17 protein-coding genes are annotated in these 19,010 nt (G+C 72.5%); 6 read left to right on the top strand and 11 right to left on the bottom strand.

All coding sequences use genetic code 11. The features are described from left to right. Positions 1–100: 100 nt before the first annotated feature. The 9 genes from WMF45_RS20865 to WMF45_RS20825 all read right to left on the bottom strand — a co-directional run bounded on the left by WMF45_RS20865 (position 101) and on the right by WMF45_RS20825 (position 7,668). Positions 101–1,003, bottom strand: a complete 903-nt coding sequence (locus WMF45_RS20865) for a hypothetical protein (protein ID WP_437718631.1) — start codon at positions 1,001–1,003, stop codon at positions 101–103. A gap of 142 nt (positions 1,004–1,145) precedes the next feature. After that, positions 1,146–2,873: a serine/threonine-protein kinase gene (locus WMF45_RS20860; protein WP_437718630.1), complete on the bottom strand. Its 1,728-nt coding sequence runs from the start codon at positions 2,871–2,873 to the stop codon at positions 1,146–1,148. Between the two features lie 314 nt (positions 2,874–3,187). Further along, positions 3,188–3,358: a hypothetical protein gene (locus WMF45_RS20855; RefSeq protein ID WP_012236312.1), complete on the bottom strand. Its 171-nt coding sequence runs from the start codon at positions 3,356–3,358 to the stop codon at positions 3,188–3,190. A gap of 238 nt (positions 3,359–3,596) precedes the next feature. Beyond that, the gene (locus WMF45_RS20850) at positions 3,597–4,427 is read right to left on the bottom strand and encodes an RNA polymerase sigma factor (RefSeq protein WP_437718629.1); all 831 of its coding nucleotides are present in this window, start codon (positions 4,425–4,427) and stop codon (positions 3,597–3,599) included. Next, positions 4,424–4,801 (bottom strand): hypothetical protein, encoded by a 378-nt coding sequence (locus WMF45_RS20845; RefSeq protein ID WP_437554044.1) that lies wholly within the window; start codon positions 4,799–4,801, stop codon positions 4,424–4,426. Before WMF45_RS20845 ends, WMF45_RS20850 begins: the two co-directional genes overlap by 4 nt. 217 nt (positions 4,802–5,018) lie before the next feature. After that, entirely contained in the window at positions 5,019–5,336 is a 318-nt protein-coding gene (locus tag WMF45_RS20840; RefSeq protein WP_437300722.1) for a PEGA domain-containing protein, read from the bottom strand. A 2-nt stretch (positions 5,337–5,338) separates the two neighbouring features. Then, positions 5,339–6,913 carry a glutamine-hydrolyzing GMP synthase gene (guaA, locus tag WMF45_RS20835; RefSeq protein ID WP_437718628.1) on the bottom strand — a complete coding sequence of 525 codons (1,575 nt, stop codon included), beginning with the start codon at positions 6,911–6,913 and terminating at the stop codon, positions 5,339–5,341. 69 nt (positions 6,914–6,982) lie between these two features. Beyond that, on the bottom strand, positions 6,983–7,282 hold the full coding sequence (locus WMF45_RS20830) for a hypothetical protein (RefSeq protein ID WP_437718627.1): 300 nt from the start codon (positions 7,280–7,282) through the stop codon (positions 6,983–6,985). Beyond that, the gene (locus WMF45_RS20825; RefSeq protein ID WP_437718626.1) at positions 7,279–7,668 is read right to left on the bottom strand and encodes a hypothetical protein; all 390 of its coding nucleotides are present in this window, start codon (positions 7,666–7,668) and stop codon (positions 7,279–7,281) included. Before WMF45_RS20825 ends, WMF45_RS20830 begins: the two co-directional genes overlap by 4 nt. Before the next feature lie 70 nt (positions 7,669–7,738). Here WMF45_RS20825 and WMF45_RS20820 point away from each other — a divergent pair, with 70 nt between their 5' ends. The 3 genes from WMF45_RS20820 to WMF45_RS20810 are packed head-to-tail and all read left to right on the top strand — an operon-like array spanning position 7,739 to position 10,414. Continuing rightward, the gene (locus tag WMF45_RS20820; protein WP_437718625.1) at positions 7,739–9,019 is read left to right on the top strand and encodes a glutamate-5-semialdehyde dehydrogenase; all 1,281 of its coding nucleotides are present in this window, start codon (positions 7,739–7,741) and stop codon (positions 9,017–9,019) included. A gap of 56 nt (positions 9,020–9,075) precedes the next feature. Next, positions 9,076–9,969, top strand: coding sequence for a ribosome silencing factor (gene rsfS, locus WMF45_RS20815; RefSeq protein ID WP_437718624.1), 894 nt, complete (start codon positions 9,076–9,078; stop codon positions 9,967–9,969). A gap of 7 nt (positions 9,970–9,976) precedes the next feature. Continuing rightward, entirely contained in the window at positions 9,977–10,414 is a 438-nt protein-coding gene (locus WMF45_RS20810; RefSeq protein WP_437718623.1) for a 23S rRNA (pseudouridine(1915)-N(3))-methyltransferase RlmH, read from the top strand. Positions 10,415–10,448: 34 nt separating this feature from the next. Here the strand turns inward: WMF45_RS20810 and WMF45_RS20805 are convergent, their stop codons facing one another. Next, on the bottom strand, positions 10,449–11,402 hold the full coding sequence (locus WMF45_RS20805) for an SDR family oxidoreductase (RefSeq protein WP_437718622.1): 954 nt from the start codon (positions 11,400–11,402) through the stop codon (positions 10,449–10,451). Positions 11,403–11,588: 186 nt separating this feature from the next. Between WMF45_RS20805 and WMF45_RS20800 the strand changes: the two genes are divergently transcribed. Next, positions 11,589–12,599 carry a helix-turn-helix transcriptional regulator gene (locus WMF45_RS20800; protein WP_437718621.1) on the top strand — a complete coding sequence of 337 codons (1,011 nt, stop codon included), beginning with the start codon at positions 11,589–11,591 and terminating at the stop codon, positions 12,597–12,599. Between the two features lie 34 nt (positions 12,600–12,633). On the opposite strand, the gene WMF45_RS20795 is transcribed toward WMF45_RS20800, so the two are convergent. Further along, the gene (locus WMF45_RS20795) at positions 12,634–15,972 is read right to left on the bottom strand and encodes a DNRLRE domain-containing protein (protein WP_437718620.1); all 3,339 of its coding nucleotides are present in this window, start codon (positions 15,970–15,972) and stop codon (positions 12,634–12,636) included. A gap of 918 nt (positions 15,973–16,890) precedes the next feature. On the opposite strand from WMF45_RS20795, the gene WMF45_RS20790 reads away from it, so the two are divergent. Both WMF45_RS20790 and WMF45_RS20785 read left to right on the top strand, forming a co-directional pair. Next, a complete protein-coding gene (locus tag WMF45_RS20790) occupies positions 16,891–18,189 on the top strand; it encodes a protein kinase domain-containing protein (RefSeq protein ID WP_437718619.1) in 1,299 nt (432 codons plus the stop codon). Next, positions 18,180–18,968, top strand: a complete 789-nt coding sequence (locus WMF45_RS20785) for a formylglycine-generating enzyme family protein (protein ID WP_437718618.1) — start codon at positions 18,180–18,182, stop codon at positions 18,966–18,968. Before WMF45_RS20790 ends, WMF45_RS20785 begins: the two co-directional genes overlap by 10 nt. Positions 18,969–19,010 lie beyond the last annotated feature (42 nt).

Raw genomic sequence — 19,010 nt, 5'->3', positions numbered from 1 at the left:
TCATCGATTCGAGCGTGAGACGATGGGCTCGCAGGCGCGGTGATCGGCTCGCAGGCGCGGTGATCGGGTCGCAGGCGCGGTCATCGGCTCGCGGGCGCGGTCATCGGCTCGCGGGCGAGTCGGCCGCCCCGGGCGATGGCCCGGTGCGCGCCTCGATCGCCTGGATCGCGGCCTTGATCTCTCCCGCGATCGAGGCGCACGCCGCCGCGCAACGGCTCATGCCCAGAAAGCCGCAGCCCTTGCCCTTGCTGGTGACGAGCGGCGTGAGGACATCGACGGCGCGCCGATCGCCATCGGTCGTCGCGCGCGCCAGCAAGGCCTGCCTCGCCTTGCAGGAGGGCGCGATCCGGAGCTCGTGGGCGATGCGCAGCGCGGGCGTCGCCCGCCCCAGGACCGCGGCCTCCGCGAGCCGCTTCGCGGCGCGCTCCTTCAGCGCGGAGCTGCCCACCGCGAGCTCGTAGAGCAGATCCGCCCCGTGGCTCCCCATGCCGCTCGCCATCAGGTCGAGCGCGGCCGAGGCCGCCTCGGGCGGTCCGCCGGCGGCGCTCGAGACGATGCGCTTCACGTCGTCGTCGGCCGCCGCCCCCGGATCGAGCTCCAGCAACCGCTTCGCCGCGGCGAGCGCGGCGGCATGGTAAGGCGGCGGGAGCGCGTGGCGCAGCATCAGCGCGCGGAAGATCGCCGGATCCTTCGGGTAGCGCGAGGCGAGCGCCTCCAGCGCGAGCACGCCGCCCGCGGCCGCTGTGGCGAGCTCGTCGGCGGGGACAGCATCGGAGGGGCGCGGCGCGACCGGACGCCGGAGGCCGGAGCTCGACGGCGGCGCGCGCTCGGCGAGCGAGGCCGCCTCGAGACGGGAGAGCGAGACGCCGTCGCGCAGCAGCGCCGCGGCGAACACGACGGCCACGAGCGCAGCCGCGCCCGTGACCAGCCAGAGCGCCGCGGGCGGCGTCCGCGCCAGCAGGGAGGCGCGCGAGCCCGAGGCGTTGCCGCCTGCGCCGAGCACGGTGGTTGTTCCCGCCTGTGTGCCCGCTCTGTCGGGGGTGCTGGCCTGGCGGGCGCTCGTCCCAGATGCCTGCGCTGGCATAGCCTGCTCCCCTAATACACGCCCGGGCCCATGGCCCGCGTCCGGCGGCCTGGCCGCGGGCTCATCGCCGCTGTCCTCGCCACTGGAACAGGGCGGCAGCGCCCGCGGCGAGCACGCTGATGAGGAAGAGCAGCGCGTCCCAGACCGGCCATGCGATGCCGATGGCGCGCTGGAGGAGCACGGCCTCGACGAGCCGCACGAGCAGCGACGCGGTCCCGTAGGCCACGAGGGCGAGCACGACGGGCGTCGTGAGCCGAGGCGCGAGCGCGCTCATCCGGGCGTCGTCCCGCCAGACACGGCGAAAGATAAAGAAGCCGCCGAGAAGCCCGACGCCGAACAGGGCGCACAGGATCCCGAGCGTGAGCAGGGTGGCGCCCTGGCCCGACAGCGCGGCGGCGTCGCCGCGCGCCGCGCGCGCGAAGCCGGCGAGGCAGCTGACGAGGCCCGCGCCGAGCCACCCGAGGCCGAGGCTCACCGCGAGGAAGACCATCTGCCGCGTCAGGTACGCCTCGGACGAGGCCGAGCCGGGCAGGCCGAAGGCGTGCGAGAGCGCGTAAGGCCGCCCGAGCGCGACGGACGCGCGCGCGAGCGACGCGCGAGCGCTGGGCGGCCCGGGTGCGGCCGCTTCCTCGTAGGGCGCGAGCTCGCCGGCGAGCTCGCCCATCGAGGCGTGGCGGTCCTCTCTCTGCTTCGCCATGGCGCGCTGGACGACGGCCTCCAGGCCCGGCGGGATGTCCGGGTTCAGCGATCGCGGAGGCGGCGGCTCCTCCGTCATGACCGCGAGGAGCACTGCCGTCGGATCGCTGCGCTCGAAGGGGCGCTGCCCGGTGAGCGCGTGGTAGAGGACCGCCCCCACGGCGTAGATGTCGGCTCGAGGGTCGATCTCGTCCCCCTTCGCCTGCTCCGGGGCCATGTACGCCGGCGTTCCGAGCACCATGCCGGTCCTCGTGAGCGTGGACGGCGCGGAGGTCTTCGAGATCCCGAAATCGAGGACCTTGACGGTCGGACTCGCAGGGTCGCCCGTGAGGAAGATGTTCTCCGGCTTGATGTCCCGGTGCACGATGCCCGCGGCGTGCGCGGCCGCGATGCCGTCGCACACCTCGCGCGCGATCCGCACCGCGGCGCCGGCAGGCAGCCGCCCTCCCGACCCTGCGAGGAGCTCGTCGAGGCCCTTGCCATCCAGGTACTCGGCGATGATGCACGGCCGGCCGTCGCTCAGCCGGTTCACGTCGAAGATCTCGACGACGTGCGGGCTCCGGATCGACGCTGCGGCTTCGGCCTCGCGCTGGAACCGCGCGAGGACGGTGGGCTGCTGGGCGAGCTCGGGGTGGAGCGTCTTCAGCGCGAACCGCTTGCCCGGGATGCGGGTGTGGTGCGTCTCGTAGACGCGGCCCATGCCGCCTTCGCCGAGCAGGCGGATGACGCGGTACGCGCCCGCCACCGTGGTGCCGACGAGCGGGTCCGCCTCCGCCGGCTGGCCGTCCGCCGCGCTCTCTGCAGGGCTCGCCGCGCTCCCCGTGGGAGGAGCGGGTGGACGGACCGTGTCGGCTGTCGCGTCGTGCGCAGCCGCCGCTGCGAGCCCCTTGGGGAGCGCAGCGGGGCGGACCGTCTCGGCGGCCAGCTCGTGCGCCGCCGCGCCCGACGCGGAGGGAGGGGGGCCCCCCGCGGGGGGCGGGGGAGGCGGAGGGCGAACCGTCTCCGCGGTCGTGGAGGTGACCGCAGCGGCGGCGGCCGCGGCCTGCGCTCCGCGCACGGCGGCAAGCGCGGCCTGCCGCTCCGTGTCGCTCATGACGCGGGTGGGTCCGTCGCCCTCCTCGCCTGCGGAGCGAGACGAAGGCACGGCAGGGGTGCCCGAGCGACCGGGCGAAAAGCTCGAATCCGACACGCTCAGGGCCTCGCTCCCATGGATCCGGGTCGAACCTCACCAGAGGCGAGGATCGACGAGTCGTCGCCAACGCGCGGGCGAACACCGCGAGGCGACGCTACCACGGATCGCGCCGCGCGAGGGCGCCGACCTGCGGAACCGCGATCGGCACGTGATGTCGAGGTGTTCGCGCGGCCGGGCTGGCAAATGTCGCGCGGTGCGTAACGGTGGTCAGCCGGTCAGCTCGCGGGCTGCTCGACCTGGACGGGCTTCTGCTTGGCAGCCTTGCGCTGCTCCGCATCGAGCAGGCCGATCCGCGCCTTCTGGCAGCGCTTCAGGCGCTTCTTCTTGAGCGGGGTGGCGAGCCATTCGTGACGCAGACGGACATTCCACTTCGGAGTATTGGCCATGATCGTAGGACTTTCTCTGCGAGGGCGGCGGAGACTACACAAACGTGCGGGGGCGTCAAGCTGTCAGTGGGTTCGCCCGCTTCGTATTTTTCGTTCTCGTCTTGCCGTCTGTGACGTCTGTGACGTCTGTGACGTCTCTGTCGTCTGCCGTCGCGTGGTCGCGTGGGTGTGTGCGGCGCCGTGTGTGTTGTGTTCTGTCCCTATCGTTCGTGCGTTGGTGGCGCTGGCTCGCTGGTCCTTACCACGGGGCCGGCGGGGCGGTCCTGGCAATGGCAGCGCGCTCGTCGATCCGCTGCTGGAGGCGGCGCCAGAGCGCGCGTGCAGCGGGCGCGGAGACGGGAGGGAACGCGCGCACGGTGTGGAGCATGGTTGCGGCGCTCGTGTGGAGGGGGCGCTCCGACGCGGTGAGGGCGCACAGGGCGCTGCGGCGCTCGGCCGACTGGCGCGCGACGGCGGCGCGGAAGTCCTCGCGAGCGAGGCGCAGGCGGGAGCGGACCGTGTTCTCGTTGAGCGAGAGCTCGCCGGCGATGTCGGCAACCGCGACGCCGAGGAGATCGTACATGACGAGGATCACGCGCCGCTCGGGCGCGATCTTCAGGAGCAGCGCCGTCACGATCTCGGCGCGGTCCGCGCCCGCAAGCGACTGCTCGGGCGTCGGCGCCGGGGCGCGCCCGTCGAACGGCCAGGACACGCCGGCCCCGGAGGGGATCTCGCGACGACGGTGAGCGCGCGCGTGATAGTGGCTCGTCTTTCTCCATGCGATGCCGAACAGCCATCGATGCAGCGCCGCCTCGGGCGTGATGCGAAGGGGTGGCGGTCCTGCCGCGGCGAGCCCGCCCGCAGGGGCCGCGTGGAAGCGCCATGGCTCGTAGCTGGCCAGGCCACGATAGGCCGCGAGGAAGACCTCCTGGAGCATGTCGTCCAGATCGTTCACCGAGACACCCAGCCAGCGGAGCGCGTGATGAAGGAACGGCAAGCCCACGGCGTAGACCGTCTCGAACGACGGGCGCGCCGGCGCGGACGGCGGCGCTGACGGCGGCGCGGACGGCGAGGAGCGCGGCGGCGTCATCCGGAGCCTCGTGGCGCCGGGATCTCCGCGCCGGCGCAGGTGGGGTAGGGGCGCGGCGCAGGCCGTCCGGATGGCACATCGAACGCCGGCGGCGGCCGGAGCCAGCGCTCGACCGGCTCGAGCTCCACGAGCATGTCCAGAGAGGTCCGGAGGGAGAGGCGGAAGTCGTCGTCCTCGGCGGCTCGAGCGCTGTGGAACGCGACATAAAACAGCACGGTGCCCAGCTGCATCGCCCGCGGATCTCCCCGGCGTTGCAGGAAGCGATCGGCGAGATCGCACAGGGCGTGAAACAGGCGGCCTCCCGGACGACAGCTCTCGGGGCCGCACACCTCGAGGGTGGCGCACCGGCGGGCGCGCCGAGCTGATTTGTTCATCGAAGGCGCGCGCGTCTTCGTCACGCGCGCCTTCGGACTGCTCCGATTCGGCATGATTCGGTCCCCCGTAAAGTGGAGATCGGTATGGATGCCGCGTGCATCCACCCCATGGATTACGGAGACCGCGTGGAGATGATTTCGTCCTGTGCTCTCGCGCGTGCGCCCCGGTGAGGGTGCGGCTGCGCCAGGGCCGGCCGGCGCCGGCCCAGCGAGATCGTCAATCCGGCACGGGCGTGAGCTGCACCTGGAGGTGGATCGGCGGGGCGCCGCTCCTGGCCTCGACCAGCCGGTCCCAGGCGAAGTAGCCGGCCTTCTCCACGGTGATCCGGTGCGCGCCGGGCGGCAGCGCGACGCCGTGGGCGGCGACGTAAGCGAGCGCGCCGATGTACTGATCGTCGATGGTGACCGACGCGTCGGGCACGTTCCCCTTCACCCGCAGCGAGACCGTCGCCGGAGCCCGCGCGACGCACGCCGACAGCCCGAGCATCAGGAGCGCCGCCGTGGCGCGCGTCCGCTTCGCGCTCGCGCTGGCCATCGTCACTCCCACTCGATCGTCGAGGGCGGCTTCGAGGACACGTCGAGCACAACGCGGTTCACGCCGCGCACCTCGTTGATGATGCGCGAGCTGACCCGGGCGATGAGGTCGTAGGGCAGCCGCGCCCAGTCGGCCGTCATCCCGTCGGTCGAGTGCACCGCGCGGAGCGCGATCGCCTCGTCGTAGGTGCGCTCGTCGCCCATCACGCCCACGGAGCGCACCGGGAGGAGCACGCAGAAGCTCTGCCAGAGCGACTCGTAGAGCCCGGCGGCGCGGATCTCCTGGTCGAAGATGGCGTCGGCCGCCCTGAGCACGCGGAGCTTCTCCGGCGTCACCTCGCCGAGGCACCGCACCGCGAGCCCCGGGCCGGGGAACGGCTGGCGGTACAGGATGTCCCGCGGCATGCCGAGCGCCTCGCCGGCGGCCCGCACCTCGTCCTTGAAGAGCTCCCGCAGGGGCTCGATCAGGCCGAGGTTCATCCGCTCGGGCAGGCCGCCGACGTTGTGGTGGCTCTTGATGACGGCGCTCGGCCCCTTGAACGAGACGCTCTCGATCACGTCGGGGTAGAGCGTGCCCTGGACGAGCCACTTCGCGCCCTGGACCCGCTTCGCCTCCTCCTCGAACACCTCGATGAAGATGCGGCCGATCACCTTGCGCTTCTGCTCGGGATCCACGACGCCGCGCAGCCCCTCGAGGAACCGCGCCGACGCGTCGACGGCGTCGAGGTTCAGGTGGAAGTGGCCGCGAAAGGTCCGCTCGACGCTCTCCGCCTCGCCCTCGCGAAGCAGGCCGTTGTCGACGAAGATGCACGTCAGCCGGTCGCCGAGGGCGCGCTGGCAGAGCACGGCGGCGACCGACGAGTCGACCCCGCCCGAGAGGCCCAGGATGACGCGGTCGCTCGGCCCGGCCTTCTCGCGGACCGCGGCGATCGCCTCCTCGACGAACGACGCGGGCGTCCAGGTCGGCGAGAGGCCGGCGACGTCGAACAGGAAGGACTGGAGGATCTCCTTGCCGCGCGGCGTGTGGACGACCTCGGGGTGGAACTGGAGGCCGTAGAGCTTGTCGCGCTCGCGGGCGACGGCGCAGAGCGGGCTGCCGGCCGTGATGCCGAGCGACACGAACCCCTCCGGCATCGCGGTGAGCCGATCGCCGTGGCTCATCCACACGTCGATGGAGTCGCCCTCGGCGAAGCGCGAGAAGATGCCCGTCGGGCGCTCGACGCGCACCGCCGCGGGGCCGTACTCGCCCCCCGTGTGCGCGCGCTCGACCTTGCCGCCGAGGTGATACGCCATGAGCTGGAGCCCGTAGCAGATGCCCAGCGTCGGGACGCCGAGCTCCAGCACCTCGCGGGAACAGCGGGGCGCGTTGTCTCCGTACACGCTGGCGGGGCCGCCCGAGAGGATGAGCGCCCGCGGGGCGAGCCGGCGCAGCTCGGCGACGGGCACGTCGAAGCGGTGGATCTCGCAGTAGACGCCAGACTCGCGCACGCGCCGGGCGATGAGCTGCGTGTACTGAGAGCCGAAATCGAGGATGACGACGAAGTCCCGCCGGGGTGAGAGCATGGCTGCCGCTAGCATGGCGGGGTTGGATCCGCCAGAGTCGCGCGGCCGAGGCGCTCGCCGCACGCCCGCTCGCGGCGCCCGGCGCTACGGCTGCGTGGGCGGCGGCGGCGGCGTGGTGGGCGGCGGCTGCGTGGACGCGGGCGGCGCGCCCGGCGACGGGGCGAGCAGCGGCGCGCCCGGCGTCGCGTCGGGCGCGTCCGGCTCATCCGGCGGCGCGGCCGGCGCGTCGCCGACGCCTCCGTCGTACGCGCGCGGGCGCTCGTACTCGGGCGGCGGACCGGGCGGGAGCGGCTTCGGCGCGGCGGAGGAGCACGCAGCGGCGAGGTGCGCGGCGAGGATCGCGGCGAGCGCGGCGATCGGCGAGGCGTTGCGGGCGCGTTTCATAGCTCCACTCCGCTCCCCCCGGTGTTCCCGGGAGGAGCACGATACGGCGGTATTTCGGGAGGGCCGGCGGGATCGGGCGGGACCTGGAGCCCCTCCGGATCGGCGAACGGCGAGGAGGGGACGGAGGGGGCCGCCGGCGGCGCGTCGAGCGGCGCCCCCAGCGCGCCCGGCGCCGCGAGGGGGATGCCCGTGCTCGCCGTGGCGGGCGCGTCCGCGCCTGCGTCCGAGCCGCGGCACGCCGGCGCGATCACGGCGAGGAGCGCCCCCGCGAGCAGCGCCGCGCCGCGCCGCGGGCGGGCAGCGGCGCTCCCCGTGGGGGCGCGGCGGGCGTCTCGGGAGCGGGGTGCGAACGACGCCTGGCTCGAGCTTCGGAGATCGCCGGACACGGCGGGTACGCTAGCATGGACGCGCAGGAGAACGGTTGGCCCGCGCAGGGAGGCGAGCTAGGTTCCCGCTGTGGAACAGAGCAACATCGATCTAGAGGGCACGCTTCGCGCGCTCTGCCAGCGCGCCCGGACGGCTGCCCGCGCCCTCGCCCCGCTGGACCGGGCCCAGAAGGACCGCGCGCTGCGCGCCATCGCCGAGCGGCTGCGCGCCGAGGCCGGCGAGGGCAAGCGCTCCCCGGTGCTGGTCGCGAACGCCGAGGACGTGGCCGCGGCGCGCGCCGCCGGCGTGTCCGAGGCGCTCGTCGACCGGCTCGTGCTCGACGAGGCGCGGCTCGCGGCGATCGCCGGGGCGGTGCTCGAGGTCGCCGCCGCCAGCGATCCGGTCGGGCAAGTCGTCGGGATGGAGCGGCGGCCGAACGGGCTCCTCGTCGGGCAGGTGCGCGTCCCGCTCGGCGTGATCGCGATGATCTACGAGTCGCGCCCCAACGTGACCGTCGACGCCGCCGTGCTCTGCCTGAAGAGCGGCAACGCCGCGATCCTCCGGGGCGGCAAGGAGGCGGCGCGCTCGAACGCGGCCCTCGGCGAGCTGATCTCGGACGCGCTGCGCTCGGTCGGGCTGCCGGCCGACGCCGTGCAGAGGGTCCCCTCGCTCGACCGCGAGGCCACGCGGGTCCTGCTCGGGCTGACCGGCATGATCGATCTGGCCATCCCGCGCGGCGGCGAGGGGCTCATCCGGTTCGTGGCCGAGAACGCGCGCGTCCCCGTGATCCAGCACTACAAGGGCGTGAACCACCTCTATGCCGACGCCGGCTGCGACGTCGAGATGGCTTACCGCCTCGTCGACAACGGCAAGCTCCAGCGCCCCGGCGTCTGCAACGCGCTGGAGTGCCTGCTCGTCCACGAGAGCGTCGCCGCGCCGCTGCTCGGGCGCGTGGCCGCCCTCTCGGAGCGCGGGCTCGAGCTGCGCGGCGACGCCGCCACCTGCGCGCTCGTGCCGTCGGCGCGCAAGGCCGCGGAGGACGACTACGGGCGGGAGTTCCTCGCGCCCATCCTCGCGGTCCGGGTCGTGAGGTCGCTCGACGAGGCGATCGAGCACATCGGCCGCTACGGCTCGATGCACACCGAGGTGATCTGCACGCCCCGCTACGACAACGCGCAGCGGTTCCTGCGCGAGGTCGACGCGAGCTGCGTGCTCGTGAACGCGTCGTCCCGGTTCAACGATGGCGGCGAGCTCGGCCTCGGCGCGGAGATCGGCATCTCCACGACGAAGCTCCACGCCTACGGCCCGATGGGGCTCGCGAGCCTGACGACGCTCAAGTGGATCGCGTACGGCGAGGGCCAGACCCGCTGACGCGGGCGAGACGAGTGGCGCCGGTCATCGACCGGGCGCAAGAAAGCGAGAGAACGTTGGCGAGCAAGAAGGACGCAGGCGAGGGGAGCAGGAAGCCGCGGGCGAAGTCGGGGCCTTCGGCGAGCGAGGGCGCGGAGCCGCGCGCGCCGGCGCGGAAGAAGGCGACCACGGCCAAGGCGGGCGCGGCCGGTCGAGCGTCGTCCGCCGCGAAGACGAAGCGGCCGGCGTCGCCCCGGATCCGCGCCTCCCACGCGGGCGTCGCCGAGCCCGGCGCGAAGAAGGTGGTCCGCGCGCGCCGCGCGGCCGGCGAGGCGGAGCCGCTGGAGCGCGCCGCGCGGCCGATCCCGGCGGATCGGCCGGCCTCGAGGGCGCGGCGTCCGGCGCGCGACGACGGCGACGCGCCGGCCCCGCGGGTCGCGCGTGGCGGCGGCGAGGGCGGCGCGAAGGCGGTGCTGCCGCTCGCGGGGCGGTCGCCGGCGCGCGCCAAGTCGCCGCTCGCGGGCCCGAAGCGCGCCGGCTCGCGCCGGAGCACGCCGCCGCCCGTCCCCGAGCCTTCGGCCCCCGCGCGTGAGCTCGCGCTGACGCTGGCCGCGGCGGGGCTCGACAAGAAGGCGATCGGCGTCGAGATCCTGGAGGTCGTGGGGCGCGTCGACTACGCGGACTACCTCGTGATCATGACCGGCCGCTCCGACAGGCACGTCCACGCGATCGCGACGGGGCTGGAGGAGGCGGTGCGCAAGCAGAAGCTCGCGCCGCTCTCGATGGAGGGCCTCGCCGCGGCGACCTGGGTGCTCATCGATTTCGGCGACGTGGTGGTGCACGTGTTCCAGGAGGAGACGCGCCGCCTCTACGACATCGAGGGGCTCTGGATCGACGCGGGGCGCGTCCCGGTCCCGGAGGAGAGCCTGCCGCCGGGGGCGCAGCCCGCCCCGCGGTTCGATCCGAGCTGAGGGCGCCGTGCGACTCGTCGTCGCCGCCGTGGGGCGCGTGAAAGACAAGCCGCTGCGCGCGGCGATGGACGAGTACCTCGGCCGCATCCGCCGCTACGTGGCGTGCGACGAGATCGAGATCCAGGACGGCCCGCCGGCGAAGGTCGGGCCGCTCCTTGCGCGCGCGTCGGCGGGGGCGAACGTCATCGCCATGGAGGTGGGCGGCAAGGCGCTCGGCAGCGAGGCGTTCGCGGCCGGCGTCGAGCGCTGGGGCTCGCGCGGCAAGGGGGTCGTGGCGTTCCTGATCGGGGGCGCGGACGGGCTGCCGCCCGACGTGTCCGCAGCGGCGGACGACCGGTGGAGCCTGTCGCCGCTCACGTTCCCGCACCGCCTCGCGCGGCTCGTGCTGATCGAGCAGCTCTACCGCGCGATGACCCTGCTGCGCGGCGAGCCCTACGCCCACTGAGGCGGCCGCGCCGCCCCTGCGGCCGCCGCGCCGTTCACTCCCTGGGCCAGTCGGGGCACGCGAGCTCCATCGGGCCGTTGAACCAGCTCGCGTAGGCCGCCTCGCCGGCTCTGTTGTACCGGCCGAGGTGCCGCTCGAAGTACTCGCCCCAGTGGGGCCTCCGGCCGTCGGCGTCGGTGAACCCGTACTCCCTCGCGAGATCCCACGAGCTGAACACGCGGCCGGCCTTCGTCGCGACGCGCGGATCGGCGGCGAGCGCCGCGACGGCGCGGCCGACGTAGAACGGCGTCTCCGATTCGATGAAGTGCGGGTCCTTCTCGGCGGCGTCTCGCCAGTTCGCCTCGGTGACGCCGAAGTGGTCGAGCATGGCCTCCGAGCGCAGGAAGCCGGGCGTCACCGCGAGCGCCGTCATGGCGGGGTGGCGGCGCAGCTCCCAGGCCATGGCGAAGGCCAGGCGGATGACCGACATCTTCGCCAGGTCGTAGAAGAGGTTGCCGCGGTAGCCGAAGTGGTCGCCGTCGGTGATCTCGACGATGAGGCCGCGATCGCGCTCGAGCATGAGCGGCACCGCGTGGCGGCTCGTGATGATGTGCGAGGTGACGGCCCGCTCGAGCAGGACCTTCCCGCTGGGCAGGGAGAGCTTCCAGAACGGCTGGCCGAACTCGGTGAGCTCATCGCCGCCCCACACATCGTTGACCAGGACGTCGAGCCTGCCTTGCTCCTGCCGGATCCGGGCGCAGAGCGCCTCGACCTGCTCGTCGACGGTGTGGTCGACCTGCGCGGCGACGCCGCGCCCTCCCGCCGCGCCCACGAGCTCGGCGGTCTCCTCGATGGTCTCGGGGCGCTGGCCGGTGGCGGGCCGGCCACGGACGCTGCGTCCTGTGCAATAGACCGTGGCGCCGGCCTCGCCGAGCGAGCATGCGATGGCGCGCCCCGCGCCGCGCGTGGCTCCGGCGACGAGGGCGATCTGTCCTTCGAGCGGTCTCATATCGTGTCTCCTCCTTGGGGACCGGCGGCTCGGCGGGCGCGCGGGCTCCTGCGACGCGCGCGCCCTTGCATTCCGGCCTGCTCCGATCGTCCTGCGACGCTACGGGACAATTCCTGACGTCTCCTGTCATGAATTGCGCGTAGCCTCTCGAGCAGGTCATTTCGGGGTCGGGAGCCACGGACGGTCATGCGCGCGGATCGGCTGCTCAGCTTGATGTTGCTCCTCCAGCGGGCGAAGAGCCGGCAGCTGACGGCCGAGGACCTGGCGCGCCGCCTGGAGGTCTCGGCGCGGACGATCTACCGAGACCTCGACGCGCTGTCGTCCGCGGGCGTGCCCGTCTATGCGCAGCGCGGCCCGAGCGGCGGGATCGCGCTGGCGGAGGGGTGGCAGACGAGCCTGACCGGGCTGACGCAGCCCGAGGTGCAGGCGCTCGCGGCGGTCGCCGCGCCCGGGGCGCTGGCCGACATCGGGCTCTCGGCGGCGCTGGAGAGCGGGCTGATCAAGCTGTCGGCGGCGCTGCCGGCCGTGCACCGGTCGCTGGCCGAGCACGCGCGGCAGCGGCTCCACGTGGACGCGTCGGGGTGGTTCCAGGGCAGGGAGGTGGTGCCGCACCTCGACGTCCTGCGGGAGGGGGTCTGGCAGGATCGCAAGGTGTGGCTCGCGTACAGGGACTTCGACGGGGAGGCGAGCGAGCGGGTGGTGGAGCCGTATGGGCTCGTGATCAAGGCCGACCGCTGGTATCTCGTCGCCGGGACGGAGCGGGGGCCGAGCATCTTCCGCGGAGCGCGGGTGGCGGGCGCGCGGCTCCTCGACGCGGTGTTTGCCAGGCCGGAGGGGTTCGACCTGGCGGCGTGCTGGAAGGCCTTGAGCCGGCGGTTCGCGGAGCAGAGGGCGAGCTACGTGGTGACGTTGCGCGTGACCGGGGAGGGCGAAGAGGCGCTCCGGCGGGTCCGGCCCGGCGGCGAGCACGAGCGGTGGGGGCGGGAACAGTGCGGGCGCGACGGGACGAGCGTCGTGACGGTCGACTTCGAGCGGGAGTCGATCGCGATCTCGCAGATCGTCGGGCTGGGCAGGGGCGTCGAGGTGCTCGATCCGGCGGCGCTGCGGTCGCGGCTCCGGGAGATCGCGAAGGATCTACGAGCGGTTTACGGGGCGCGCCGCGCGGCGGCGCCTCAGCGTGGGGGCAGGAAGAGGTGAGCCGGCACCGGAGGGATCGCGAACGTGCCCAGGCTCATTCCACGTCAGGACACGAATACCCGATCTCCCAGTCCTGCACCTGGACTCCGCCGGCGCCGTCGCTCGTCGGATTCAGCGTCACCTGGAGCTCGAGGTAATCGGCTTGCGCCCCAGGCAGCGCGCCGAGATCGACGGCGCACGGCGGCGTCGAGGTGTCGTCGCACACCTGGGTATCGGCCGGCGTCGTGTGGGCGGTCGCGGCGAGCGTCACGGCCGCTGCGCCGAGATCGGCGGTGTCGTCGGCCGATCGCACGAAGAACTCGACGCTCGAGTCGCCCGGCGTGGTCGTGCTGTACGTGAGGTATTCCCACCGGGCCTTGGTCCCCGGCGGGCAGACGCCGTGGTAACGCTCCCAGCTCGTGGTGATGGGCGAGAGGGTCTCGTCAGCGCACGGGACGGTCACCTGGACCTTGCCCCCGGGGTTCTCGCGGACGATGGAGCAGGTCTCCGGGCAGAGCTTCACGTTCGTGTTTCCGGAATCGAAGTACCAGCCCCCCGCGCCGCAGCTGGCGATACCGGCCCGGGGCGTGAGCGTCGTCTCCACGCCGGCGGCGTTCTCGTAGACGACGGACACCGACGTGGGATCCGAGACGCCCGCGGGGGGGACGGCGACGTCGCAGGGCTGCGCCTCTCCGCGGATCGAGACCAGCGCATCGAGGAGGTTCCCTTGCAGCGTCGAGCCGGCGCTGAGGTTGAACGCCTGTCCTCCGCCTTGAGCCGCGATGAGGTTGATGATCTCCGCGTTCGAGTTGCCGAAGCCCACCGCGTGCACGCGGACGCCGTGGTTCACGAAGGCGTTTCGCGCCAGGTTTCCGATGGCGTTGGGGATGGTGTTGCAGCTCGACGGGACGCCGTCGGTGAGGAAAACGACCGCGACCTCCTCCTCGGGATGGGCGTCCTTGTAGTTGTTCGCCCAGGTCGTGGCGCCGTCCAGCGCCGGGTACATCGGCGTTTCGCCGTTGGGCGTCGGGAAGTTGAGGAAGGCCTGCAGGAGCTTGATCTCTTGCTGGTCCCCCATCGCCGCAGACGCCGCGGTCAACCTGTCGGCCGCGGCGCCGTTGAACGGGACGAGCGGCAGCGCGCAGCCGCCGCCGCCGGCAGGCGGACACGAAGGGGTGTCGTTGCAAGGGCCCGGGTTGTCGAGCGGCCAGAACCGGAACGCGACACCGAGCCCCGCCGACGCCGGATCCTGGAAGAAGGACTTGAGCGCGTTCGTGGCCGGAATCCATCGATCCGCGCTCACGTCCACGCCCGACAGCGTCTGCCGCATCGAGGTGGATCGATCGAGCGCCACGAACAGGGTGACCGGCCTGACCTGCGTGGTGCTGGCCGTGGCGGTGCAGGCGGGCGACCCGCACTCGCCCGATTGATAGACGCTCCCGTTGTTGCCGCACTGGCACTCGGCGATCTGCCCCGCGCCCGGCGGATTCACGATGAGCTCCATGCCGTCGGCGACGCCGGTGCAGCCCGCCACGCTGATGCACTCGCCCGGCTCGATCGGCTCCGTCGTCGTGCACGCGAGGGTACCGCCGGTCGGGTTGCACGCGTTCAGGACCCGGCTCGGGGCGGAGGACGGCAGCTGGTTTGCTGTGGAAGCATACCGGTGGATGGCGATACCCGCGGGCGCCTGCGTGGTGCCGCGGTTGCAGACGGGGATCGTCCCGCCGCAGGGCACGCCGATCGTGAGGTCCGGGAGGGAGCATTCGGGGTTCGTCTCGCCCGGCAGGTAGGCATTGCAGCTGCCCTGCTCCGGGCAGGTCTCTCCGCAGACGCTCTCCACGAGATCGACGCAGCTCTGTGTCCACGCACCGCCCGGCGCGCAGCAGCTCGGCGACACATCGCAGACCTGCGCCACGCACGAGTTGCAGCCCGCGTTCAGCCGCTCGCCGGTGTAACACTTGTCGTGCGCGCAGCCCGGATCGGTCTCGCAGCTGGAGCCGCACAACGACCCGGCCAGGGCGACGCAGCTCGCGTCCCATCGTGGCGTGCTTCCGCTGCACGTCTTGGGGGCGCACTCCGTTTCGACATAACCCGCGCAGGTCGCGCTCCAGACCCCCGTGCACCTGCCGCCTTGCAAGATAGTTCCCGGGGGACATACGCCGCCGGGCGCGGTGCAGCGGCCTGGGAAGACGCAGGTGCTGCCCGTGCCGATCATCGCAGCGCACTGCGCCGTCGTGCTGCACGTGATGTCGCAGCAGCGCGGATGGTTCGCGCAGATGGTCGCGATGCACGCGTCGCCGCAGGTCGTGTTCATGTTGGTCGCGGCGCCGGGAGCCGCCACGCAGGCGTCGTGCGCGCAATCGCTCGGTACGGCCGTCTGCGTGCAGCAGTTCGGGTTGGCGTCGCAGACCTTCGTGACGCAGCCGCTGCACGTCGACAGCAGCGAGTCGCCCGTCGCGCAAGGATCGTGGGCGCACGCGCCCTGCGCGGGGTTGTCGCAGTGCTGGTCGAACTGGCAGTCCTCGCCGGTCGTGCACGGCTCGTTCGTGCCCTTCCGCGCGACGGCCTCCGGCAGCTCGTCGAGGTCACCGACCGACCAGCCATAGGTCGCGCCGGTGCCCTCGAGGTCGACGGGGCTCCCGCCCGGCGGCCCCTCGAACGACGCGCCGCCGCAGGGCGCGCACGGGCCGCCGCAATCGACGCCGTTCTCGCTGCCGTTCTGGATCCCGTCGTCGCACGTGACGTAGCAGACGTCGAGCTTCGGGCGGCTCGCGATCTCCGGCCGCTCGCTGCTCTTGAACTCGCTCCTCACGACCGGATCTTCCTCGATGAGGACGCCGTGGTTCTCGGCCTCGCCGCTCACCCACGAGCGCGCGAGCGCGGTGAGGTCGGAGGAGCGGACGCCGGCCGCACCGCCGCCGGTGAACGACGCGACGATCGCTGGATCGAAGGACTCTCCGAAGCTCCCCCAGGTCGCGGTGGACTCCGCCCAGGCGCTCGTGACGCGGTGGACGCGGACCGTGCTGGTGTCCGCCTTGTAGATCTGCGAGAGCGACAGGTTCGCCGACACGACCTCGGCGTTCGATGGAAGGCCGGAGAGGTCGAACCGGAGCAAGCTGCGCCGGATCCCGCCGCTCGCGCTCGTCCCCGAGCTGAGCGCCACGTTCGCGCCGTCGTTCCACGTCGGCGCGTTCTGCCAGAGCACGACGTCGGCCGCGCCCGCTGGTCCGGCGCCGCGCTGGACGGTGGTGCACACCTGTCCTTCGGTCGATAGTTCCTGCGCGGCGCGCGCCACGCTCTCGTCACCGTCGTCGCCCGCGCCGCCGGGATCGGCGCCGCATGAGGCCGCGAGGGCGCTCGCCAGACCAGCGCACAGGGCGCTGAGTATTTTCATTCTATCTCTCATGCAAAGGTTCTCCGTGACAGGTGTTGTGGTTCGCCGCGCAAGGCTTCGCCGCGCGCAAGGCCAGAGTCGTGTAGCCCCACGGTCATGAGCGCTGGGTACGAGGCGAGGTGCGGCGTGAGTCGCTGCAAAAGCCCAAGACAAATATCCATCCATGGTCCGCGGCTCACGCATGCATGTCAAGACGTGAAGACGACGATTCCGTGTTTCGGACATGGGATGCCGGCACCCGGCCGCTGGTTCATCGTTGCGTATTTGCAATTGTTTGCGTGGTCCGCAACGGCTGCGTCGCGCCCGCATCAACCGAAAAATTTTGCGAATTGCATTGTTTGCGCGGTCTGCATCGACTGCGTCGCGTCTGCATCGCTCGCAACATTTTGCGAAGCTGTCATCAAGGCAGCGGCAGATGAGCCGCGTGCGAGTCCGACCGGCCGAACAATGGCCGATCGATGGCCGAACAATGGCCGATCGATGGGCGATCGATGGGCGATCGATGGCCGATCGGATGGTCGGTTGTCGTTTGAATAGGCAGGTTCACGGCTTGATCGCCCGCCAGGAACTGCATGACACCTGGAGGGCAACACGCGGAGACACGAGCCGTGGGGCGCTGCCGCTCGGTGCGCGAGAAGGCAGGTCGCGCAGGTCGCAAAGAGTGTCGTCGGCCAGGCCAGGGCGGTTACGTTGAGAGTCAATTCCAGGGGCTCAGGTCGGGGCGAGCCGTACGAACCCGCGAGAATCGTGCGAGGCGCGGGAACGGTGCGAGACGTGTGAGCCGCGCGGACCCGCGAGAGACAACCCCGCGGGCGCGACGATGGGCTTGACTTCCAAGAGGTCGTTTGCTCTTCCTGGTAGATTCCCCTGGGCGACTCGCCGCATCACGCGCCTTCCCGGCTGGCACCGCGGACGTCCGTGCAGAAACCCATCGACGTATTCATCTCCTACGCGCGCAGGGATGAATCTGCTCTCCGGGAGCTCGTGTCCCACCTGGCGCCCATGCAGCGACAGGGGATCCTGCGGGCGTGGCACGACCGGGAGCTCGAGGCCGGCGCCCGATGGGAGGAAGAGGTGCGCGAGCGCCTCGAGGCGGCGCAGCTCATCTTGCTGCTCGTGAGCGCGGATTTCATCGCGTCACCGTCCTGCTGGGACGTCGAGATGGAGCGCGCGATGGCCCGCCACGCGGCCGGCTCGGCGCGCGTCATCCCGATCCTGCTCAGGGCGTGCGACTGGAAGGGCGCGCCGTTCGGTCGCCTCGCGGCGTTGCCGGATAACGAGCGCCCCATCCAGGGCCGGGCCGATCGCGACGAGGCCTGGACCGACGTGGCGCTCGGCATCCGCGCCGCGCTCGAGAAGAACGAGAAGAGCGACAAGAGGCGCCCGCGCGCGCAGAGCCACAGGCCGATCTACCCGGACGCCGAGACCCGCAGGCTCGCCCAGGAGCTGGAGCGAGCGCGCGTGCGGCTCGGGGCGCTGCAGCTCGCAGGCGGCGACACGGCCGAGGCGCAGCGCGAGGTCCTGGAGCTCCGGCGGCAGCTGCGCGAGGGAGGCCAGCTCCGCGCCGGCGACAGGCTGGGGCAGCGCGGCAGGTACCTGCTCCTCGATCGCGCCGGGCGAGGCGGCTTCGCCAACGTGTGGCGCGCGCGCGACGACGAGCAGGGCCACGTCGTCGCCATCAAGGTGCTGCACTCGAGCCTCGCGGAGGACGCGCTCCGGCGCGAGCGCTTCTTCCGGGGGGCCCAGCGCATGGCGGGGCTCGATCACCCCGGCGTCGTGCGCGTGATCGAGCCGCACGGCGAGGACGGCGGCTTCCACTTCTTCGTCATGGAGTTCGTCGGCGGCGGCGACCTGCACCAGGCGGTCCTCCAGCAGCGCCTCCCGGCGGCGCAGGTGATCCCCCTCGTCCTGCGCGTCGGCGACGCCCTCCGCGCGGCGCACGCGAAGGGCCTCGTGCACCGCGACGTGAAGCCGGCGAACATCCTGCTCGAGCCGTCGGGCGAGCCGAGGCTCACGGACTTCGACCTGGTCGCGGCCGCGGACACGACCGGCGGGACGCGGACGGGCGCGCTCGGCACGTACGTGTACAGCGCGCCCGAGTCGATGGACCGGCCGCAGGACGCCGACGTGCGAGCCGACGTGTACGGCCTCGGGATGAGGACGCCGAGGATGACGCCGGCCGCGCCGGGAGCGCGCCCAAGATCGAGATGGCGGTGATCGTGGGCGGGCGTTTCTGGATGGGCAGCGCGGACGAAGACGTGTCGGCGAGGCCCGATGAGCGCCCGCGGCGGCAGGTGCTGGTCGCGGCGTTCAGGATGGGCGTCTATCCGACGACGCAGCGGCTCTACCGCGAGGTGATGGGCACGAACCCGGGGCTTCCCGCGAGCGACGAGCTCCCGGTGAACAACGTCAACTGGTGGGACGCGATCGAGTTCTGCAACCGTCTGTCGGCGCTACGAGGGTTCGGGCCCGCATACCAGCTCGAAGGAGAGGGCGTGATCTGGAATCGCGAGGCGAACGGCTATCGGCTCCCCACAGAGGCAGAGTGGGAGTACGCGGCGCGGGGGACCCGCGGACGCATGTATCCGTGGGGTGATGAGCCGCCATCGGACCAGCTCGCCTGGAGCGACGCGCGCATCAAGAGCCCGGTGCTCGCCATGCGGGCCGGACCCAGCCCCGTGGGGTACTACCCGAAGGGGGCATCGCCGTTCGGGATCCTCGATATGGCGGGCAACGTCTGGGAGTGGTGCTGGGACTGGTACGGCGATTACCAGGCCGTCGAGGGGCCGGTGAGCAATCCGGTCGGGCCTTCCATCGGCTACGGGCGCGTGCTCCGCGGCGGTTCGTGGCGGGTGGTCGCGAAGAACCGGCTGCGGGCCGCGGCGCGCCACTTCATGTTCGCCAGCGCGAAGAACGCCGACGTCGGCTTCCGCTGCGTCCGCGGCTCGATGCAAGCCCACAGCGCGAAGCCGGCGGGCGGGCAGCCCGCCCGCTGACGGCGGCGCCGCCCGCGAGGGACCGTCGCGCCGGTTGCTGTC

Source organism: Sorangium sp. So ce448 (genome assembly GCF_051520915.1).
Lineage (GTDB): Bacteria > Myxococcota_A > Polyangia > Polyangiales > Polyangiaceae > Sorangium > Sorangium cellulosum_B.
The sequence above is the reverse complement of the archived record's forward strand: the minus strand, read 5'-3'. Positions and strand labels throughout refer to the sequence as shown.

What these genes read in the sequence shown, in the direction of transcription:
- WMF45_RS20855 (WP_012236312.1), bottom strand. Translation starts at nt 3,358, where the DNA reads ATGGCCAATACTCCGAAGTGGAATGTCCGTCTGCGTCACGAATGGCTC.
- guaA (WP_437718628.1), bottom strand. Translation starts at nt 6,913, where the DNA reads ATGCTAGCGGCAGCCATGCTCTCACCCCGGCGGGACTTCGTCGTCATC.
- WMF45_RS20800 (WP_437718621.1), top strand. Translation starts at nt 11,589, where the DNA reads ATGCGCGCGGATCGGCTGCTCAGCTTGATGTTGCTCCTCCAGCGGGCG.
- WMF45_RS20830 (WP_437718627.1), bottom strand. Translation starts at nt 7,282, where the DNA reads ATGAAACGCGCCCGCAACGCCTCGCCGATCGCCGCGCTCGCCGCGATC.
- WMF45_RS20850 (WP_437718629.1), bottom strand. Translation starts at nt 4,427, where the DNA reads ATGACGCCGCCGCGCTCCTCGCCGTCCGCGCCGCCGTCAGCGCCGCCG.
- WMF45_RS20785 (WP_437718618.1), top strand. Translation starts at nt 18,180, where the DNA reads ATGGCGGTGATCGTGGGCGGGCGTTTCTGGATGGGCAGCGCGGACGAA.
- WMF45_RS20795 (WP_437718620.1), bottom strand. Translation starts at nt 15,972, where the DNA reads ATGAAAATACTCAGCGCCCTGTGCGCTGGTCTGGCGAGCGCCCTCGCG.
- WMF45_RS20845 (WP_437554044.1), bottom strand. Translation starts at nt 4,801, where the DNA reads ATGAACAAATCAGCTCGGCGCGCCCGCCGGTGCGCCACCCTCGAGGTG.
- WMF45_RS20805 (WP_437718622.1), bottom strand. Translation starts at nt 11,402, where the DNA reads ATGAGACCGCTCGAAGGACAGATCGCCCTCGTCGCCGGAGCCACGCGC.
- WMF45_RS20860 (WP_437718630.1), bottom strand. Translation starts at nt 2,873, where the DNA reads ATGAGCGACACGGAGCGGCAGGCCGCGCTTGCCGCCGTGCGCGGAGCG.
- WMF45_RS20840 (WP_437300722.1), bottom strand. Translation starts at nt 5,336, where the DNA reads ATGGCCAGCGCGAGCGCGAAGCGGACGCGCGCCACGGCGGCGCTCCTG.